At 70.1% G+C, this 17,140-nt stretch carries 17 protein-coding genes; 8 read left to right on the forward strand and 9 right to left on the reverse strand.

Features of this window, described 5'->3' with window-relative positions; all coding sequences use genetic code 11:
* Positions 1-140 precede the first annotated feature (140 nt).
* The 6 genes from ACFHNC_RS10670 to ACFHNC_RS10695 all read right to left on the reverse strand — a co-directional run bounded on the left by ACFHNC_RS10670 (position 141) and on the right by ACFHNC_RS10695 (position 8,709).
* Positions 141-1,904 (reverse strand): glucan ABC transporter ATP-binding protein/ permease, encoded by a 1,764-nt coding sequence (locus ACFHNC_RS10670; RefSeq protein ID WP_437169199.1) that lies wholly within the window; start codon positions 1,902-1,904, stop codon positions 141-143.
* Between the two features lie 199 nt (positions 1,905-2,103).
* Positions 2,104-4,542, reverse strand: a complete 2,439-nt coding sequence (locus tag ACFHNC_RS10675) for a Calx-beta domain-containing protein (RefSeq protein ID WP_437169200.1) — start codon at positions 4,540-4,542, stop codon at positions 2,104-2,106.
* An 83-nt stretch (positions 4,543-4,625) separates the two neighbouring features.
* Positions 4,626-6,080 carry a M81 family metallopeptidase gene (locus tag ACFHNC_RS10680; protein WP_437169201.1) on the reverse strand — a complete coding sequence of 485 codons (1,455 nt, stop codon included), beginning with the start codon at positions 6,078-6,080 and terminating at the stop codon, positions 4,626-4,628.
* A 14-nt stretch (positions 6,081-6,094) separates the two neighbouring features.
* Positions 6,095-6,925 carry a KPN_02809 family neutral zinc metallopeptidase gene (gene ypfJ, locus ACFHNC_RS10685; RefSeq protein ID WP_437169202.1) on the reverse strand — a complete coding sequence of 277 codons (831 nt, stop codon included), beginning with the start codon at positions 6,923-6,925 and terminating at the stop codon, positions 6,095-6,097.
* A 49-nt stretch (positions 6,926-6,974) separates the two neighbouring features.
* Positions 6,975-7,703 (reverse strand): aspartate/glutamate racemase family protein, encoded by a 729-nt coding sequence (locus tag ACFHNC_RS10690; RefSeq protein WP_437169203.1) that lies wholly within the window; start codon positions 7,701-7,703, stop codon positions 6,975-6,977.
* Between the two features lie 4 nt (positions 7,704-7,707).
* Entirely contained in the window at positions 7,708-8,709 is a 1,002-nt protein-coding gene (locus ACFHNC_RS10695; protein WP_437169204.1) for a TauD/TfdA family dioxygenase, read from the reverse strand.
* A gap of 170 nt (positions 8,710-8,879) precedes the next feature.
* Between ACFHNC_RS10695 and ACFHNC_RS10700 the strand changes: the two genes are divergently transcribed.
* Both ACFHNC_RS10700 and ACFHNC_RS10705 read left to right on the forward strand, forming a co-directional pair.
* Entirely contained in the window at positions 8,880-10,043 is a 1,164-nt protein-coding gene (locus ACFHNC_RS10700) for a M20/M25/M40 family metallo-hydrolase (protein ID WP_437169205.1), read from the forward strand.
* A 71-nt stretch (positions 10,044-10,114) separates the two neighbouring features.
* Positions 10,115-10,372, forward strand: coding sequence for a hypothetical protein (locus tag ACFHNC_RS10705; protein ID WP_437169206.1), 258 nt, complete (start codon positions 10,115-10,117; stop codon positions 10,370-10,372).
* A 15-nt stretch (positions 10,373-10,387) separates the two neighbouring features.
* Here the strand turns inward: ACFHNC_RS10705 and ACFHNC_RS10710 are convergent, their stop codons facing one another.
* Positions 10,388-11,077, reverse strand: coding sequence for an aspartate/glutamate racemase family protein (locus ACFHNC_RS10710; protein WP_437169207.1), 690 nt, complete (start codon positions 11,075-11,077; stop codon positions 10,388-10,390).
* A gap of 205 nt (positions 11,078-11,282) precedes the next feature.
* Here ACFHNC_RS10710 and ACFHNC_RS10715 point away from each other — a divergent pair, with 205 nt between their 5' ends.
* The 3 genes from ACFHNC_RS10715 to mtnA are packed head-to-tail and all read left to right on the forward strand — an operon-like array spanning position 11,283 to position 13,306.
* Positions 11,283-11,723, forward strand: a complete 441-nt coding sequence (locus ACFHNC_RS10715; RefSeq protein ID WP_437169208.1) for a DUF983 domain-containing protein — start codon at positions 11,283-11,285, stop codon at positions 11,721-11,723.
* A complete protein-coding gene (locus ACFHNC_RS10720; RefSeq protein WP_437169209.1) occupies positions 11,716-12,210 on the forward strand; it encodes a UPF0262 family protein in 495 nt (164 codons plus the stop codon). Before ACFHNC_RS10715 ends, ACFHNC_RS10720 begins: the two co-directional genes overlap by 8 nt.
* Before the next feature lie 7 nt (positions 12,211-12,217).
* Positions 12,218-13,306, forward strand: a complete 1,089-nt coding sequence (mtnA, locus tag ACFHNC_RS10725; RefSeq protein ID WP_437169210.1) for an S-methyl-5-thioribose-1-phosphate isomerase — start codon at positions 12,218-12,220, stop codon at positions 13,304-13,306.
* Here mtnA and ACFHNC_RS10730 read toward each other — a convergent pair.
* Complete coding sequence (locus tag ACFHNC_RS10730; protein WP_437169211.1) at positions 13,288-13,491, reverse strand: hypothetical protein; 204 nt, start codon at positions 13,489-13,491, stop codon at positions 13,288-13,290. The two genes, mtnA and ACFHNC_RS10730, sit on opposite strands and share 19 nt — an antisense overlap.
* A gap of 226 nt (positions 13,492-13,717) precedes the next feature.
* Here ACFHNC_RS10730 and ACFHNC_RS10735 point away from each other — a divergent pair, with 226 nt between their 5' ends.
* Genes ACFHNC_RS10735 through ACFHNC_RS10745 form a run of 3 tightly spaced genes read left to right on the forward strand, consistent with a single transcriptional unit; the run spans position 13,718 to position 15,934 of the window.
* Entirely contained in the window at positions 13,718-14,572 is an 855-nt protein-coding gene (locus ACFHNC_RS10735; protein ID WP_437169212.1) for a transporter substrate-binding domain-containing protein, read from the forward strand.
* 10 nt (positions 14,573-14,582) lie between these two features.
* The gene (locus tag ACFHNC_RS10740) at positions 14,583-15,263 is read left to right on the forward strand and encodes an amino acid ABC transporter permease (RefSeq protein ID WP_437169213.1); all 681 of its coding nucleotides are present in this window, start codon (positions 14,583-14,585) and stop codon (positions 15,261-15,263) included.
* Positions 15,260-15,934: an amino acid ABC transporter permease gene (locus ACFHNC_RS10745; protein WP_437169214.1), complete on the forward strand. Its 675-nt coding sequence runs from the start codon at positions 15,260-15,262 to the stop codon at positions 15,932-15,934. The genes ACFHNC_RS10740 and ACFHNC_RS10745 overlap by 4 nt, the downstream gene beginning before the upstream one ends.
* Positions 15,935-16,007: 73 nt before the next feature.
* Here the strand turns inward: ACFHNC_RS10745 and ACFHNC_RS10750 are convergent, their stop codons facing one another.
* Positions 16,008-17,075, reverse strand: coding sequence for a serine/threonine-protein kinase (locus tag ACFHNC_RS10750; protein WP_437169215.1), 1,068 nt, complete (start codon positions 17,073-17,075; stop codon positions 16,008-16,010).
* Between the last annotated feature and the right edge of the window lie 65 nt (positions 17,076-17,140).

The raw sequence follows: 17,140 nt of genomic DNA on the forward strand, positions 1-17,140 counted from the left end.
CATTGTCCTCCCATTGCGGAAGGCGCGGCCGAAGCCGTCCTGCCGAGGCAGGGATGGTGACAGGCAGGACAGCTTCGCGGCAAGCATTGCGTGCGGGGGATGGAGTGCGCTGCACGCAGCCATTGTGCAGCGCCGCAATTTCAGGCGGGCGTGCTTTCCCCGGTCAACTGCGTCCGCACCAGCTCCGCGAAGCGCCCACCCAGTGCCACCAGCCCGGCGAAGCTGCCGCGTTCCATCACGCGACCTTGTTCGAAGACCAGGATCTCCTCCGCATCCCGCACGGTGGACAGGCGGTGGGCGATGACGAAGGTGGTGCGGTTGGCCATCAGCGCCCGCAGCGCGCGCTGCACCCGGGCTTCCGTTGCCGTATCCAGCGCGCTGGTCGCCTCGTCCAGGATCAGCACCGGCGGGTCCTTCAGCAGCGCGCGGGCGATCGCGAGACGCTGGCGCTGGCCGCCGGAGAGCGAGGTGCCGCGCTCGCCGATCATCGTGTCGTAGCCCTGCGCCTTGGCTATGATGAAGTCGTGCGCCTCCGCCATCCGGCAGCAGCGCTCCAGATCCTCCTGTGTCGCGTCGGGGCGGCCGATCAGCAGGTTGGCGCGGATGGTGCGGTTGAACAGCATGCTCTCCTGGAACACCACGCCAATGTTGCGGCGCAAGCTATCCAGGGACAGGTCGCGCAGGTCGTGTCCGTCCAGAAGGATGCGTCCCTCCGATGGGTCCCACATGCGCTGCAGCAGCGCCATGGCGGTGGATTTGCCGGCCCCCGTCTGGCCGACCAGCGCGATGGTGCGGCCAGCCGGTGCATCCAGCTCCACATCCCGCAGGATGGGCGGGCCGCCGGGATAGGCGAAGCCGACATTCTCGAACCGCACCGCGCCGTCAGCGCGCGGCACGTTCAGCGCATCGGGCTTCTCCGGCACCGAGGACCTTGCATCCAGCACCGCGAAGAATTCCTCCAGCGACGGCATCTGGAACACCATGCGGGAGACGAAGCCCACCGCACCCTCCAGCCGCCCGATCAGCAGCGTGGCGAAGCCCATGAAGGACACGATCTCCCCCACGGTGGCCTCGCCCTGCACATGCAGCACAGTGCCAAGGACGAAGATGGCGATGACGGTGATGGTCGACGCCGCGCGCGTCAGCACGGACACCACCGCCCACCAGTTCAGGACCGGGAACTGGTGGTCCAGCACCTGGCGCACGATGTCGCCGAACAGCCGCGCCTCCGACGCCAGGCGGGAGAAGGACTGCACCACCATCACATTGGACAGAGCATCCTGTGCATTGCCGGCTAGGCTGCTCTGCAGGTTCTCCACGTGGCCCTGCGCTTCCTCCGTCTTCTGGATCACCCAGGCGGAGACCAGCGCGAACAGCACGACCAGCGCGATCAGCAGCAGGCCGAGCCGCCAGTTCATCACCAGCGTCAGCGGCAGCAGCACCAGGGCGGCGATGAAGGTGGTCAGGTGTTCGCGGAAGAAGGACAGCCACAGACCGAACAGATTGTCCGACCCCACCAGCATCACCTTCATCAGCCGGCCGGACTGCGTATCGCCGTGGAAGGATAGGGGCAGCGACAGCACATGCTCGAAATACCGCGCCATGATGGTCAGCCGGTTGCGATGCGCCATGCGGTCCGAGAGCAGCGCGACGGCCACATTGGCGCCGATCGCCGAAAGCCCGACCGCCGCCCACAGCACCAGCAGGGCCAGCGCCTCCGTCCAAAGGCTGGCGCTGCTCATGCGGTCGGAGCGCGACAGCAGGTCGATCACCCGGCCGAACAGCACCGGCTCCAGGAAACTCAGCCCGGCCAGCGCCAGGGCGGCAAAGCCCAGGCCGTAGGCAATCCAGCGATCCGGCCCAAGAAGCTGGAGCACCCGTAGATAGAGACGCAGGAAGCGCATACGCCGGGACCCCTCCCTCCCCCATTTCCGCGCGCGACTCTGGGCCGGCCGCCTCAGGGGAGGCGATGTAGAAGTCGCGAAAAAACGGCCGTCTTGCAAGTCGTGGTGCGCGCATGCCGGGAATAGCTATGGTAGCGGCAGGGCGGCGAAGTAGTTTCCGCCGCTGAATCGCGGAAATGGGTTTTTCCCGGATCGCGGTTCAGACCACCCAATCGTCATCGAGGATACGGGCGATGCCGTTGCCATCGGCGATGGTTGCCCCATCCGGCGCCGACAGCATCAGGCGGAACCACTCCGTGCCCTCTGGCACATGGTCCGGTCGCAACGTGATGGCGACGGTCTTGCTGGTCTCGCCCGGCGCGAAGACCAGCGTGCCGGAGGCGGCGACATAATCCGTCTCATCCGCCGTGCCGGGCATGGTCTGCCAATCCACCGAAACCGGCGCCACCCCGGGCGCCGTCAGGCTCACGGTGAACACCGCCTGGTGCGGCGCCTGCGCGGCCTCGGGCAGGATCGGCGCCAGCGCCGCGAGCTTGTCGAGGTTCACGCTGCGCCAGTCATCCGCCAGGATGCCGCCGGTATCGCCCGAATTGGGGTTCCATGACCACCAGGCGTAGGACACGCCGGCGCCGGGCACATCCTGCACGCCATCGGCATTGGTATCGCCGGCAAGGTAGGCGGTGATCTTTTCCATCCAGGCACGGTCGCGCGGGTCCGTGAGGCGGGAGCCCATCTCGCCGACCAGCACGGGTGCCGTCCCCTCCCGCCACAGATAGCCCCACATGCGGTCGAACAGGGCCGGCAGGTTGTTCGGAAAATCGGCGGTATAGAAGAACGGCTGCGGGTAGACCGAATTCGGGTAGTCATGCGGCGAATAGACCAGCTTGTCCGGCTGGTTCAGCAGGATCGGCCGGTCCCGCGCCCCGGCGAGATTTCCGCCCCACCAGTAGTATTCGCCATAATGCTGGCCGACGCCTTCCACCAGGATCAGCCAATCCGGGTTCCGGGCCAGCACCGCATTGCCGGCGATCTCGGCCGCCATGGCCCAGGATTTCCAGTTGGCGCCATGCGGTTCGTTGTGCAGATCGGCGCCGATCACGGTGGGGTTGCCGGCGTAGCGCGTCGCCAGATCCTCCCACATCTTCACCCAGCGCACGGTGGTGAATTCGCCCTCATACCAAAGGCCATTGCCGTTCGGGCCGTTGCCGGCGCTGCTGCGATGGTGATCCAGGATGATCCGCAGGCCGATCTGCCCGGCATGTTCCACGATCCGGTCCATGATCTGGATCGGCGACAGCCCGGCGAGGTCCGGGTTCAGGTGGAAATCGATGCCGTTCGGCGTGCCGCCCTTCTGGATCGCCTCGGCGGAGAAGGGCAGGCGGATGGCGTTGAAGCCCAGTTCTGCCATCTGCTCCATCATCTCGCGCCAGTTCCGCACATGCAGCCCGTGCGGGGCAAAGGTCGTGGTCTCCAGCCCGAACCAGTTGACCGCGGCGATGCGGACCGCGGCACCGGTCGCGTCCACGATCTCCCGTCCCGAGGTGGACAGGGCGCCCTGCATCGGCCCGGGGCCGGGGTCGCCTTCCGTGATCGTCATGGCATCTGCGGTCATCAGCCGCGGTAGATCATCGTTGACGATGATGCCCAGGGCCTCATCATCCGCCAGCGTGCCGCGCACGGCGTGGGACAGGCGCAGCAGCACCGTCTCATCCGACTCGATCACCCGGTCGCCCAGCACCTTCACCACGATGTCGCGGCTGGTCTCGCCGGGGTTGAAACGCAGCGTGCCGCTGCGGGCGAGGTAGTCCTCGCCTGCCACCGCGGTGCCATCGGCGGTGGCGAAACGTACCAGCACGGCCCTGGTGGAGGCCTCGGACAGGGTCACGGTGAAGGTCAGGTTGGCCTGGCCACCATTGCGCTCCACAACACTGGCATCGGCGATGTGGATGCGCGGCCCGTCATCGTTCAGCACCGTGGCCACCGCCACCTCCGTGCCCAGCGTGCCGCCGGTGGCGCCGGTCAGGCGCAGGGCGAAGGTTTCGGTGCCTTCCGGGACGACATCATCGACCAGGCCGATTGCGACCAGCCGGGTGGTCTCCCCGGGGGCGAAGGTGACGCTGCCGGTCGCCGCCAGGAAATCGGTGCCGGCCCGCGCCGTGCCGGCTTCGGTCGCATAGCTCACCGTGACGGGGGCGGTGGCGGCATGGGTCAGGCTGATGCGGAACCGCGCGACGCCATCGGATTCCAGGACCGTGACGCCGGCGATGTCGATGCCCGGTGGCGCCACCGGAACCGGAGGCTCCACAGGAACCGGAGGCTCCACAGGGACCGGAGGCTCCCCCAGGCCCGGCGCGTGCAGCAGCCAGGCGGAGGGGTCGGGCACGCTGCCGCCGGGTGTGGCGGTGAAGCCGATCTCGGCGCGGCCGCCAGCGGGCACATTGGCATTCCAGGGGGCGTTCCGCAGCAGCACCCGCCCATCCGCCTGGCTGACGATCTCGGCGCCCCAGATGTTGTCGATGACGAAACCGGCGTCGAAGCCGAGCTGCCAGCCGGCCAGGGCGCGGTCGGTGTCCAGCAAGACCTGGCCGACAAAGCCGTGGCCCCAGTCGCTGCTGCGGGAAAACGCGACCTTCAGCATCCTGCCATCCTCGCAACTGCGTGAATGTTCATCTCACGTTGCGATTCGGGCGGTCAAGTCGCTCAGTTAACGAGAATTCTGCCTCAGCTTCGCCAGGCGGCCGGGACGTGGCGGAAGGGCAGTGCCGCCAGATCCAGCGCGGCCGGGCCGGGGCAGTCGCATTCCACGATCGCGGCGCAGCGTCCGGCGAAGGCGGCGCGGAAATGGTTCTTCGCCTTGTTCGCCAGCAGGCGCGTCTCCGTCAGGTCGATGCCGTGCAGCGCGAAGAAGGCCGGGTCCACCGCCGCCTCCTTTCGGCTGGTGATGATGATGCGGAGCCAGTCGCCCACAACCAGCACGGCGGTCGGGCCGAGATCCACCGGCGCGCCGCGCTCCATCGGACCCTCATTGGTGAAGCGCCCCTCGGTCAGTCGTTCCACCGTCGCGGTGACGGCAACGGGCGGGCCGAAATCCGCCGTGGTGCGGCCGCCGAGCGTGAAGCGCGCCTCCGCCCCCTGCCCCGCCGCCCGGGCCGCGGCGACGCTGTCCGGGTCGTGCAGGAAGGCGAAGACGGTCGGCACGCCGGGCGCGGCCTCCACCAGCGCACGCAGCAGGCCAGGGCTGTCGGCGACACCGCCCGAAAGCGGGTTATCGGCCGGGTCCAGCAGCGCCACCAGGCCGGGCGGCGCGGAGAGCGCCGTGGCCAACGCCGCCCGCGGCCCCGGCAGGGTTACGTCGAAGCGCGGCAGGCGGGTTTCGATGGCGCCGATCACGGCCTTCGCGGCGCGCGTTGCAGCTTCCGCCGTAGTGGCCCAGGCCATGCCGGAGGGGCCGGCGAAGGGCGTGTCGCCCCAGGAGAAGCCGCCGAAGGGCGCGGCCTCCAGCACCACGTCATCCTCCAGCGCCGCTGCCTCCGCCCACACTTCCGCCATCGGCCCGGCCTCGGAGCGCATGTGGAAGGAATGCAGCACGCGCGGCAGTTTTTCGATGGCGCCATACAGGCGCGTGCCATCCATGCGCCGCTCCAGCATCGTCAGTGCCCGCAGCGCCGTCGCATCCATGTCGAGATGCGGATAGGTGCGATAGACGCTGGCGCCGTCCAGGAGGGTTGCGAGTTCCGGCGCCATGTTGCCGTGGAAATCGAAGCTGGCGGTCAGCGGCGTCGTGCCGATCACGCCGCGCACCTGCTGGATGATGTGCAGATCCGCCGCCGGCACATTTTCGGCCACGCAGGCGCCGTGCAGGGACAGGTACACGCCATCCCACGGCGCGCCTTCCCGCAGCCCATGCAGCACTTCGTCCAGCCAGCCCTCGAAGGCGGCGCGGGTCAGCGGGCCGCCGGGTTGGGCGGAGGTGCAGCGCAATATCGTCGCCCGCCAGTCGGGCCGCGCTTCCACGAACCGCGCCAGCCCGCCAAGTTCCGTGCCGGTGCCGGCATAGCGCACCAGCGCCTCCGCACCGCTGACCCATTCGCGGGACCGCAGGGCGTCCGCCTCGGTCGGGGTGGGAGAGAAGGAGTTACCCTCGAACCAGAGGCGGGCGACGGCGATGTTCGGCATGGCCGCAGTCTAGATTAAAGCTGTCGCGCGCCAAAGGTGTCGCAGGCCTGCAGCGTACCGGCCTGCAGCCCGGTGCGGAACCAGCGCACGCGCTGGGCGGAGGTGCCATGGGTGAAGCTCTCCGGCACCACCTGGCCGCCGCCGCGGCGCTGCAGCCGGTCGTCGCCCACGGCGGCGGCGGCGGCGAGACCTTCCTCGATGTCGCCGTCCTCCAGGATCTGCCGCGCATCATGCGCGCGGCGCGCCCACAAGCCGGCCAGGCAGTCCGCCTGCAATTCCACCCGTACCAGCATCGCATTGTCGCCAGGCCGCGCCCGGCCGAGCAGGCCGAGCTGGTTCTGCACGTGGTGGCCGACCTCATGCGCAATCACATAGGCCGCGGCGAAGTCGCCCGGCGCGCCCAGCCGGCGCTGCAGATCGGCCAGGAAGTCGAGGTCGATATACACCTGACTGTCACCCGGGCAGTAGAATGGCCCGACGGTCGCCTGCGCCACGCCGCAGGCGGATTGCACGGCGCCGCTGAACAGCACCAGCGTCGGCGCCTGGTAGCGGCGGCCATTCTCGGCAAAAAGCGGCGTCCAGACATCCTCGGTTTCGGCGAGCACGCGGCGCACGAAGCGCGCACCCTCATCCTGCGCCGGCGCACCCTGGCGCGTCTGGGTCTGGGATTGCGGCGCCGGGTCCATGCCGGAGAGGATCACACTGGGATCGACACCGAACAGCAGCGCCAGCACCACGAGCACCACGCCGCCGAAACCGCCGCCGATGGCGATCCCGCCGCGCCCGACCCGCCTGCCGCGGCGATCCTCGACATTGCCGCTTTCGCGCCCACCGCCCAATCGCATCGCTGCACCCTCCGTGTCGGAGCGGCAACGTCCCGACCCGGCGGGAGTTTCAGCCGCGCAGCAGCGCGGCCAGGGCCCGGCTCAGCCCGATCGCCTCCCGCCCCTGCGGCGCGGCGTAGCTGCCGGTGCGCGGCTTCGGCAGGCGCATCCGAACCATCGCCTCCGCAAGGGTCACGGCGCAGGCGATGCCATCCAGCAGGGGCACCGGCGACCGCGCCTGTAGACCCGCCGCCATCCCGGCCAGCGCGGCGCCGCCCAGCACCACCGAATCACAGCGCGCCGCCATCGCCTCCGCTGCCGCCAGCACCTGCGCCGCTGCGGCCTCCGGCTCCGCGATCGCCTGCTGCGGGGTCAGCGGCAGGCCCACCACCTCGGCGCAGCGCGCCGTCAGCCCGTGCCGCGCCACCAGCTCCTCATAGGGCCGCGCCTGGCCGAGCGTCAGCACGCCAAAACTGCCGCCCAGCAGGCAGGCGGTCAGGCAGGCGGCCTCCGTCATGCCGAGCACCGGGCAGGGCATCATCTGCCGCGCTGCATCCAGCGCCGTGTCGTGGCTGACCGCGAGCACCACCGCCTCCACCGCGCCGGCATGTTCCGCCAGCGTGGCCAGCAGGGCGTGGGCGGCGATGGCGTTTTCCGCCCGGGTCGAGATCACCGCCGGGCCGAAGGCCGGCGTCGCGCCGATGATCTCGGTGCCGGGCGCGGCGGCCGCGCGAGCGGCTGCGACGCAGGCCTGGGTGATCGCCTCGGTCGTATTGGCATTCGCCACCAGGATCCGCATGGCCTCAGCCCCCCACCATGGTGGCGTCCGGCCCCTCCGGCGCGCCGACCAGCGCCAGCAGCCCTTCCGGCAAGGCACGGGAGGATTCGGTCAGCAGCAGCAGGCGCAGCGCCTCCCGCTTGCCGGGGGCGGGCATGGCGGGTGGCGCCTCCGCCTCGATGGCGACCTCGGAGCCGGAAGCGGCCTCCGGCGGCGCGGGCTCGGCGAGGGATTCGGCCAGGCTCTCCGCGCGGCGCTTCCAGACCTGCAGCGGGTTGAACAGCAGCACGTCGCCCGGTCGCACATCCATCCGCAGCGCCAGGCCCGGCTCCGCGCACAGGCTGTCGAGCAGGTCCAGCGCCTGCATCTGCGGCCCGGTCAGGCGCGGCGTCTGCGGCACGCGCTGCGCGGCATCGATCGAATCGCGCGCATAGCGGCCGACAAAGGCGCCCGAGGCAGTGCTGAACACCGGCAGGTCGATCACGCTGCCCGTCGGTGTCGCATGCGGCATGGGCCGATACAGCAATTCCAGCGCCGCGCGGTCGCGCTTCATCATCTCATTGTGCACGCTGGCGGCGGCGACCAGCATGGCCGGGTCCACATCCGGCGGCTGGCGCATGATCAGCAGCGCCACGACATCCGCCGCATCCGCGTGGAAGCGCCAGCGCAGCGCCCCGCCGGCCGCGCTCGCCTGGCGCTGCACCGCGCCGGCCGGCCCGGGCAGCGGGCGGCCGAGATGCGCGCCGAGTGCCGCCAGCAGCGGCTCCGCCAGCGCCTCCCCCAGCCGTTCGAGCGTCAGGCCGCGCAGCAGCACGAAGCCGCGGCCGGTGTCGAGGCGGGTCGCCGCGCCGCGCAGCACCGCGCCGAGATGCGGCAGCGGTGCTTCCGCCGCCGATTGCGGCGCGCGGCCGCCAAGCGCGGTCAGCGCCTGTTCCAGCTCCGCCAGATCCTCGGCACCAACCGGAATCATCCAGTCGGAGGTGCGAAGATCCGCGGCCCGCCAGGCCGCCTGGCCGGCCTGCGGCACGATGCGCGGGCGCGGGGGGGCCAGCGGGGATCCGGGTGGGGGATTTGCGCTTTGGGGAGCCTGGGGCGTGTCACTCATCCCCCCCACACTACCAGCCCTGCGCCGCGCCGCCACGTCTTGCCTTTCGGCCCGCCCTGCCCGCAGGCTCCGGCCTTTCAGGGAGACCAAACATGGCCGATTCCGCCCCCGCGACGCACCGCGAGCCGCAGCTCGACCTGCCCTTCGACGCGGAGGCGATGCTGGAGGGGCTGCGGCCCTGGGTGGAGTGCGAAAGCCCGACCTTCGACGCCGCCGCGGTCGGCCGGATGATGGACCTGGCCGGACGCGACCTGGCCCTGGCCGGCGCGCGGGTGGAGCGCATCGCCGGCCGCATGGGCTTCGGCGACTGCATCCGTGCCCGCTTCCCGCATCCGGCGGGCGACACGGCGCCCGGCATCCTGGTGCTGGCGCATCTGGATACGGTGCATCCCGTGGGCACGCTGGCGAGCCTGCCCTGGAGGCGGGATGGTGGCAACTGCTACGGCCCCGGCATCCAGGACATGAAGGGCGGCACCTTCCTGGCGCTGGAGGCAATGCGCCAGGTGTTGCGCGCCGGCCTGGCGACCCCGCTGCCCGTCACCTTCCTGCTGACCTCGGATGAGGAGGTTGGCAGCCCTTCCACCCGCGACCTGATCGAGGCCGAGGCGCGACGTGCACGCTATGTGTTGGTGCCCGAACCGGCGCGGCCGGATGGCGGCGTGGTGACCGGCCGCTACGCCATCGCCCGCTTCAACCTGCGCACCACCGGCCGGCCGAGCCATGCCGGCGTGCGCCTGAGCGAAGGCCGCTCCGCCATCCGCGAGATGTGCCGCCAGGTGCTGGCGATCGAGGCGATGACGACGGAGGACTGCACCTTCTCCGCCGGCGTCATTCATGGCGGGCAGTGGGTGAATTGCGTGGCGACGCATTGCGATGCCGAGGTCCTGTCCATGGCCAAGCGGCAGGAGGATCTGGATGCCGGCGTGGCCCGCATGCTGGCCCTGCAATCCAGCGCGCCGGATGTGACCCTGACCGTGACCCGCGGCGTGACCCGCCCGGTGTGGGAGGCGGATGCCGGCACCAAGGCGCTTTATGAGGTGGCGAACGGCTTGGCCGGCAAGCTCGGCTTTGCCATTCCGCCGCAATCCTCCGGCGGCGGCTCGGATGGCAATTTCACCGGCGCGATGGGCATCCCGACCCTGGATGGCCTCGGCGTGGCGGGTGCGATGGCGCATACGCTGAACGAGCATATCGCGGTCGGCAGCCTGGTACCGCGGGCGCGTTTGTTCGCTGGGCTACTCACGACGCTTTCTTGAGATTCGTGCGACGTCGCTAAACTGCGCTAACTTCCCATCCCATGAGCAGAAGGGGTGCGAAGATGCGGTCGATGGTTTTTCCGATGGTGCTGGCCCTGGCAGTGGCGCCAGGCCTGGCGATGGCGCAGAGCGCGCCGATCGGCGGGCCGAATTCGGGTGCCGTGCATGGGCAGACCTGGGACATGCGGCAGGATCTGTCCTCCGCCACCAACCCGGACGGCACTCCGCTGACCCGCACGCAGCGCCTGCGTCGGGAGGCGGCGCGGGCCGAGGCCGAGCGGGCCCGGCAAGCCGGCCAATTGCGGCCGCAGCCGCGCCAGACCCGGTGAACACGACGCGGTAGGCTATTCGGCCGCCTGGGCTGCCTGGGCTTCCGACTGGGCCGGGCGGGCCGCGACCACCGCCTGCAGGGCCAGCGCCACCGCTGCCTGGCAGGGCTCGATCACCGGGATGCCGCAGGCCTCCTCCACCGCGGCGCGGTGGAATGCCATGCCGGCGCAGCCCAGGATCACCGCCTCCGCCCCCATTTCCGCGATGCGGCGGCCGGCGGCGACCAGGGCGGCGCGGGGCGCTGCCGGGTCGGTCAGCACCTCCATCGGCAGATTCAGTGGAATATGGCCAAGCAGCCGGCTTTCTACGCCCATCGCCTGCAAGGCCCGGCGCTGGCGCGGCAGGGATGGGTCGCCGAAGGCGATGATGCCGAAGCGGTCCGCACGCGCCAGCGCCGCGGCCACGGCGCTACGCAACGGGCCGAAGACCGGCGCGCGGGTGACGGTGCGGATCGCATCCACCCCGGGGTCGGAGACGCAGGCGATGACATAGGCCGAGGCCGCCTCACGCTCCACCAGCTGGCACAGCGGCTCCGCCACGCCGAACCAGTCACGCCAGGTGACGATGGCGGGCGGGCCGGAGTCGAGCTGCGTCACCTCGATCCGCGGCAGGCCTGGGGCGCGGAAGCGGGCCAGCGCCACGTCGATGCCCTGGGTGCAGCTTCGGCTGCTGTTCGGGTTGATCACCAGGATCCGGTCGGCCATCGCACATCCTCCTCCGTCCCGCCCGAACCCCCGCGGCACGGTGCGCGTTGGGCAGGATCGGCGTCGGCCGAGGCGCGCGCAAGGGCAGGCTTGGCAAGCGAAAGCTTGATCGGGCGCCGCCGACACGACATATTGCACCGCACAACGGCCGCGCGAGCCGGGGACTTTCCTCCCCGGGTCGCGACAAGGCCGGAAGGAACGCCACATGACACGCTGGGAGCCTACCCGCTCGGCAGATTCTGACAGCAACGCCTCTCCGGTCTCGGCCTGGACCGTCATCCGCCGCGGCATGCGTAACCGCTGCCCGGTCTGCGGCGAGGGCAAGGTCTTTCGCGGCTACCTGCGGGTGGTCGATGAATGCGAAGTCTGCCACGCGCCGCTCGGCTCGCTGCGGGCCGACGATCTGCCGCCCTACATCACCATCTTCATCGCAGGCCACATCCTGCTTCCGCCCGTCTTCTGGGTCGAGCGGGCCTGGATGCCGCCGATGTGGCTGCACATGGCGGTCTGGCTGCCGGCCTTCACCATCGCCTGCATCCTGCTGCTGCGGCCGATCAAGGGCGGCACGGTGGGCTGGATGGCGCGGCTCGGCTTCGAGCCGCAGGCCGAGGCGCCGCCCGGACCGCCGCGCACCGATCATGCCTGACAGGATCGTCACCGCGCCGGAGCGTGACCTGGTCCGCATCGACCTGCCGGACGGCCATGCGCTGCTGCCCAGCCCCTATGCCGAGGCGGATCGCCGCCAGGCGGTGGAGGATCTGCTGGCCGGCAACCGCTTCCGCCCGGCAGGCCTCGGCGCCGGCCCCTTCGGCCTGGGCATCGCGGTGCGGGACGGCCGGCTGATGCTGGAAATCCGCGACGCCACGGATGCGCCGCTGCACGCCCTGGTGCTGGCACTCGGCCCGTTCCGCCGGCTGATCAAGGACTACCACATGGTGGTCGAGAGCCATGAGAAGGCTGTGGCCGAAGGCGGGTCCGAGGCCCGCATCCAGGCGATCGACATGGGCCGGCGCGGCCTGCACAACGAAGGCGCGGAGCTGCTGACGGAGCGCCTGGCCGGCAAGGTCGAGATCAATTTCGAAACCGCGCGGCGGCTGTTCACCCTGGTCTGCGCGTTGCACCAGCGCATCTGAGAACCCGATGAAGATTGACGGCATTCCCTATCGCAGCGTCTGGGTCGAGCCTTCCGATGGCTGGTCCATCCGCATCTTCGACCAGACGAAACTGCCCTGGTCGCTCGACATCCTGCGGCTGACGGAGCCGGGCCAGGTGGCGCAGGCCATCCGGTCCATGCAGGTGCGCGGCGCGCCGCTGATCGGTGCCGTCGCCGCCTATGGCGTGGCACTGGCACTGCGGCAGGACGCCTCGACCGAAAATCTGGAGCGGGTGGTGGCCGAACTGGGCGAGACGCGCCCCACCGCCATCAACCTGCGCTGGGCGCTGGCCCGGATGCGCGCCGCCCTGCATAATTTGCCCGCCGGGGACCGTGTGGCGGCCGCCTATGCCGAGGCCGCGGCGATCTGCGACGATGATGCCGAGACCTGCCGCCGCATCGGCGAACACGGCCTGCCGCTGATCGAGGCCGCGGCCCAGGGACGGGACCGGGTGAATGTGCTGACCCATTGCAACGCCGGCTGGATCGCGACGGTGGATTGGGGCACCGCGCTGGCGCCGATCTACATGGCGCATGATGCCGGACTGCCGGTGCATGTCTGGGTGGATGAGACCCGCCCGCGCAATCAGGGCGCCGCACTCACAGCCTGGGAACTCGGCAAGCACGGCGTCCCGCACACCATCATCGCCGACAATGCCGGCGGCCATCTGATGCAGCATGGCCAGGTGGATTTGGTGATCGTCGGCACGGACCGCGTGACGCGCCATGGCGACGTCGCCAACAAGATCGGCACCTATCTGAAGGCGCTGGCGGCGCGGGACAATGGCGTGCCCTTCTGGGTCGCCCTGCCGCATTCCACGCTGGACATGACCGTGGGTGACGGCATCGCCGAGATCCCGATCGAGGAGCGCAGTGGCGCCGAGGTCACCGACATGACCGGACGCACCGCCGATGGCCGGATCGAGACGATCCGCGTGGCCGCCGAGGGCAGCGCCGCCGCGAACCCGGCCTTCGACGTGACCCCGGCCCGGCTGGTGACCGGGCTGATCACGGAACGCGGCCGCTGCGCGGCCTCCGAGGCCGGGCTGCGCGCGCTCTACCCCGAGAAGGGCTGACCGCGGGCCGTCGGCTCCAGCAGCCACAGCCCGACGACGAGCGAAAGGCCGCCCAGGCCGGCCAGCCAGGCCGCCGCCATCAGCGGCACGCGCCCCGGCAGGGTCGCATCGCCCAGCACGAGGACAACGGTCGCCAGGATGGCGATCAGGCCGAGACCGACCAGCAGAAGCGCGAAACGGGGCATGGGAGGGGGTTCCGACTATCAGTGCTGACCTGCCGGTATCTACGTGGCCCGCTTGGCGGCCACGCGACGCGGGCGCGGCAATATTGAGGCAAGCGCAGCTGCAAACATGACGTTCCATCCATGATTGCCATTCTTTGCAGCACCAGCACCGTCGCGGCGGTTGCGCCGAATCCCCTGCGATGGGATCGTGCGACCGGGAGACACCGAACAACCTGGGAGCTTCACCATGCGCCGCCTGTTTGCCGCATGCCTTTTCGGCATGGCCTTCACCACATCCGCTGCAATCGCCCCCGCCGCGCAGGCCCAGGGCCAGCCGCCGCTGCGCTGCGCCGTGGACGGCACCTTCGCGCCGCACGCCTTCCCCACCCTTCAGGGCGGCGTGCAGGGCTTCAACATCGACCTGTTCCGTGAAGCGGCAAAGCGCATGGGGCGCGAGCTGACCATCGACAGCGCCAGCTTCTCCGGCCTGATCCCGGCGATGAATGCCGGGCGCTATGATTTCCTCTGCGCGCCGACCACCGCGACGGCGGCGCGCGCGGCGAACATGCTGTTCACCGAGGGCTACCTCTACACCGCCTTCCAGTTCGGCATCCGCCGCGGCAACGCGCCCATCACCAGCATGGACGATCTGCGCGGCAAGGCGATCAGCGTGAACAAGGGCAGCGCCTATGACGCCTGGGCCGCGGCCAACGCGCAGCGCTACGGCTTCACCGTGCAGACCTACGACACGCAGACCGACGCTGTGCAGGCGGTGATCTCCGGCCGCGCCTACGCCAATCTCGGCGGCAACACCGTGGTGCGCTACGCCGCGACGCGCACGCCGCAGTTCGTCGCCGACTTCGTGATGACGGACACCCGCGCGCATTGGTCCGCGCCGCTGCCGATCAACGCGACGGAGATGCGCGTACAGCTTGAGAATGCGCTGGAATGCATGAAGCGGGACGGCACCATCGCGCGCCTGTCGCAGCAGTGGTTCGGCACGGCGCCGACGGCGGATGATGCGGAGAACACCGTGTTCCCGGGCACCGGCGTGCCGGGCCTGGCCGGCTACGACGCCACGCCGCGCGAGCCGCGTTGCTGAGCCTGGTTCCATGACGGGCTGGGAGGCATTCGCCTTCAACTTCCTCAACCCCGAGGTCGCGGCGGAATATGCGCCGCAGATCCTGGCGGGGTTGGGGGTGACCATCCTGCTGGCGATGCTCGTCATCGTCAGCGGGCTGGTGCTCGGCCTGGCGCTGGCGGTGCTGCGCGCCTTCGGCGTGCGACCGCTGAACTGGGGCATCATCTTCATCGTCGATGTGTTCCGCGCGCTGCCGCCGCTGGTCATCATCGTGCTGATCTATTTCGGCCTGCCGGCCGCGGGCCTCGCCATGTCCGGCTTCTGGGCCACTTGGCTGTCGCTGACCCTGGTGCTGATGGCCTTCGCCGAGGAGATCTTCTGGGCCGGCATCTCCGCCGTGCCGAAGGGGCAGTGGGAAGCAGGGCGCGCCATGGGGCTGCATTTCCTGCCCACGCTGCGGCTGATCGTGCTGCCGCAGGCCGTGCGCATCGCCATCCCGCCGCTGGTCAACCGCACCATCGCCATCACCAAGGGCACGGCGCTGGGCAGCGTTGTCGCGGTCTCTGAAATTTTGGGCGCGGCGCAGTCGGGCATGGCGTTCTCGGGCAACCCGACGCCGCTGACGCTTGGCGCGCTGGCCTACATTGTCCTCTTCATCCCCGTGGTGATCGCCGGGCGCTGGATCGAGACCAAATTCGCGTGGCGCCGATGAACGACTTCGTCCAGGCCTTCCTCAACGCCGAGATCGCCCTCGCCTCCTCCCACCTGCTGTGGATCGGGCTGGTGCAGACCATGCTGCTGGCGCTGATGACGGTGCCGCTCGGCATGATGATGGGGATGCTGCTGGCGGTGCTGGCCACGCGAAAATCGCGCTGGGTGCGCTGGCCGCTGATCGCCTTCACCGATTTCTTCCGCGCCATCCCGCCGCTGGTGCTGCTGATCTTTCTCTACGCCGCGCTGCCGTTTGGCGGCATCGACCTCGGCGCCTGGGGCTCCGTGGCACTCGCCTTCCTGCTGAATACCGGCGCCTACTACGCTGAGATCCTGCGCGCGGGCATCGAGAGCGTGCCGCGCGGGCAGCCGGAAGCGGCGCGCGCGCTGGGCCTGAAGCGCTGGCAGGTGTGGATCTTCGTGGTGCTGCCGCAGGCGGTCCGGAACGTGCTGCCGGACCTCATCAGCAACACGCTGGAAGTGGTGAAGCTGACCTCCATCGCGAGCGTCGTCGCGGTGCCGGAGCTGCTGTACCAGGCGCGGCAGGCGCAGAGCATCACCTACAACGCCACGCCCATCCTGGTGGCGGCGGTGATCTACTTCCTGCTGTTGTGGCCCTGCGTGCGGTTTCTGTCGCGGCTGGAGAACCGGCAATTGGCGGGGAGGCGGTAGAGCCCACTCGAGCCAGGCTGTGTCACCCGGCACATCGCAAGATGCGCCACGGCGGAGATCCGCAAGGCGCGGATCAGTTCGGCGCGGCCAGCCTGGCCCGCAGCCGCGCGACATCCTCGGGCGCGAGTTGCGCACACATCCGGCCGACCACATCAGGCAAATCCTGCGCTTTCTCCGCCGCGTTGCGCAGGATGTCCTCCGCGCGCGGGCCGACAAGGGCAGCAAGCTCCTCCGTCAGCCGCGCAGCAAGCGGCGCGGGAAGCCGGAAGCCGGGCATCGGCAGGATGCGCGCAGCGTGCGCCGGGAGGGCGAGGCGGAGCGCATCGGCGAATTCGGTCGCGGAGGCGAAGCGCTGGGCCGCATCCTTCGCCAGGCCGCGCCGCAGCACCTGGCCCATGGCCGTGCCCTCGAGCGGGCCCAGGCCAGCGGGTTCCGGCCCGGCCAGCCGCACCAGGGTATCCGTCACGCCGGATCCGGCGAAGGGCGGGCGGCCGAGCAGGATCTGATACAGCACCGCGGCGACCGAAAAGAGGTCGGCGCGATGATCCACCTCCAAGCCAAGCGCCTGTTCGGGAGACATGTAGCTGGGTGATCCCACCATGCCGCCCACCATGGTCATGGTCGAGTCGCCCAGGCGGGCGATACCGAAATCGGCGATCTTCACCGCACCGCGCGGCGTCACCATGATGTTGCCTGGCTTGATGTCCCGGTGGATGACGCCCACGGCATGCGCGGCCGCCAGTGCATCCAGCACCTGCAGCAGGACGCCGATCAGGTCGGGCACCGCCGCCGCACGTTCCTGTTGCGGCCGGCGCATCAGCGTGGACAGCGTGTCGCCCGGGACGAATTCCATGACGATGTAGGGTGCCGGCCCGTCATCGGCAAAATCATAGACGCTGACGATGGACGGGTGCGCGCATTGGGCGGCGGCGCGGACCTCGGTGCGGAAACGCTCCAGGAACTCGGCGCGCCCGTCCGGCCCCGCCTGTTCCATGTTGATGACCTTCACAGCCACCATGCGGTCAATCAGCGGGTCCACCGCCAGATAGACCTTGCCCATGGCGCCAGCGCCGAGCTCCTCGATCGGCTGGTAGCGTCCGAAATTGTCGGGCAGCGGCGGCTCGTTCCCAATCGCGCTCACGCGCCACGCATCTTCGCGGGACCCTCCGGGCTGCGCAGCATTCGCGGGCGGGCGCGTCCGACCAC

Source organism: Falsiroseomonas sp. E2-1-a4, assembly GCF_051433165.1.
Classification (GTDB): domain Bacteria; phylum Pseudomonadota; class Alphaproteobacteria; order Acetobacterales; family Acetobacteraceae; genus Falsiroseomonas.

What these genes read in the sequence shown, in the direction of transcription:
- ACFHNC_RS10670 (WP_437169199.1), bottom strand. Translation starts at nt 1,904, where the DNA reads ATGCGCTTCCTGCGTCTCTATCTACGGGTGCTCCAGCTTCTTGGGCCG.
- ACFHNC_RS10675 (WP_437169200.1), bottom strand. Translation starts at nt 4,542, where the DNA reads ATGCTGAAGGTCGCGTTTTCCCGCAGCAGCGACTGGGGCCACGGCTTT.
- ACFHNC_RS10680 (WP_437169201.1), bottom strand. Translation starts at nt 6,080, where the DNA reads ATGCCGAACATCGCCGTCGCCCGCCTCTGGTTCGAGGGTAACTCCTTC.
- ypfJ (WP_437169202.1), bottom strand. Translation starts at nt 6,925, where the DNA reads ATGCGATTGGGCGGTGGGCGCGAAAGCGGCAATGTCGAGGATCGCCGC.
- ACFHNC_RS10690 (WP_437169203.1), bottom strand. Translation starts at nt 7,703, where the DNA reads ATGCGGATCCTGGTGGCGAATGCCAATACGACCGAGGCGATCACCCAG.
- ACFHNC_RS10700 (WP_437169205.1), top strand. Translation starts at nt 8,880, where the DNA reads ATGGCCGATTCCGCCCCCGCGACGCACCGCGAGCCGCAGCTCGACCTG.
- ACFHNC_RS10705 (WP_437169206.1), top strand. Translation starts at nt 10,115, where the DNA reads ATGGTTTTTCCGATGGTGCTGGCCCTGGCAGTGGCGCCAGGCCTGGCG.
- ACFHNC_RS10710 (WP_437169207.1), bottom strand. Translation starts at nt 11,077, where the DNA reads ATGGCCGACCGGATCCTGGTGATCAACCCGAACAGCAGCCGAAGCTGC.
- ACFHNC_RS10715 (WP_437169208.1), top strand. Translation starts at nt 11,283, where the DNA reads ATGACACGCTGGGAGCCTACCCGCTCGGCAGATTCTGACAGCAACGCC.
- ACFHNC_RS10720 (WP_437169209.1), top strand. Translation starts at nt 11,716, where the DNA reads ATGCCTGACAGGATCGTCACCGCGCCGGAGCGTGACCTGGTCCGCATC.
- mtnA (WP_437169210.1), top strand. Translation starts at nt 12,218, where the DNA reads ATGAAGATTGACGGCATTCCCTATCGCAGCGTCTGGGTCGAGCCTTCC.
- ACFHNC_RS10730 (WP_437169211.1), bottom strand. Translation starts at nt 13,491, where the DNA reads ATGCCCCGTTTCGCGCTTCTGCTGGTCGGTCTCGGCCTGATCGCCATC.
- ACFHNC_RS10735 (WP_437169212.1), top strand. Translation starts at nt 13,718, where the DNA reads ATGCGCCGCCTGTTTGCCGCATGCCTTTTCGGCATGGCCTTCACCACA.
- ACFHNC_RS10740 (WP_437169213.1), top strand. Translation starts at nt 14,583, where the DNA reads ATGACGGGCTGGGAGGCATTCGCCTTCAACTTCCTCAACCCCGAGGTC.
- ACFHNC_RS10745 (WP_437169214.1), top strand. Translation starts at nt 15,260, where the DNA reads ATGAACGACTTCGTCCAGGCCTTCCTCAACGCCGAGATCGCCCTCGCC.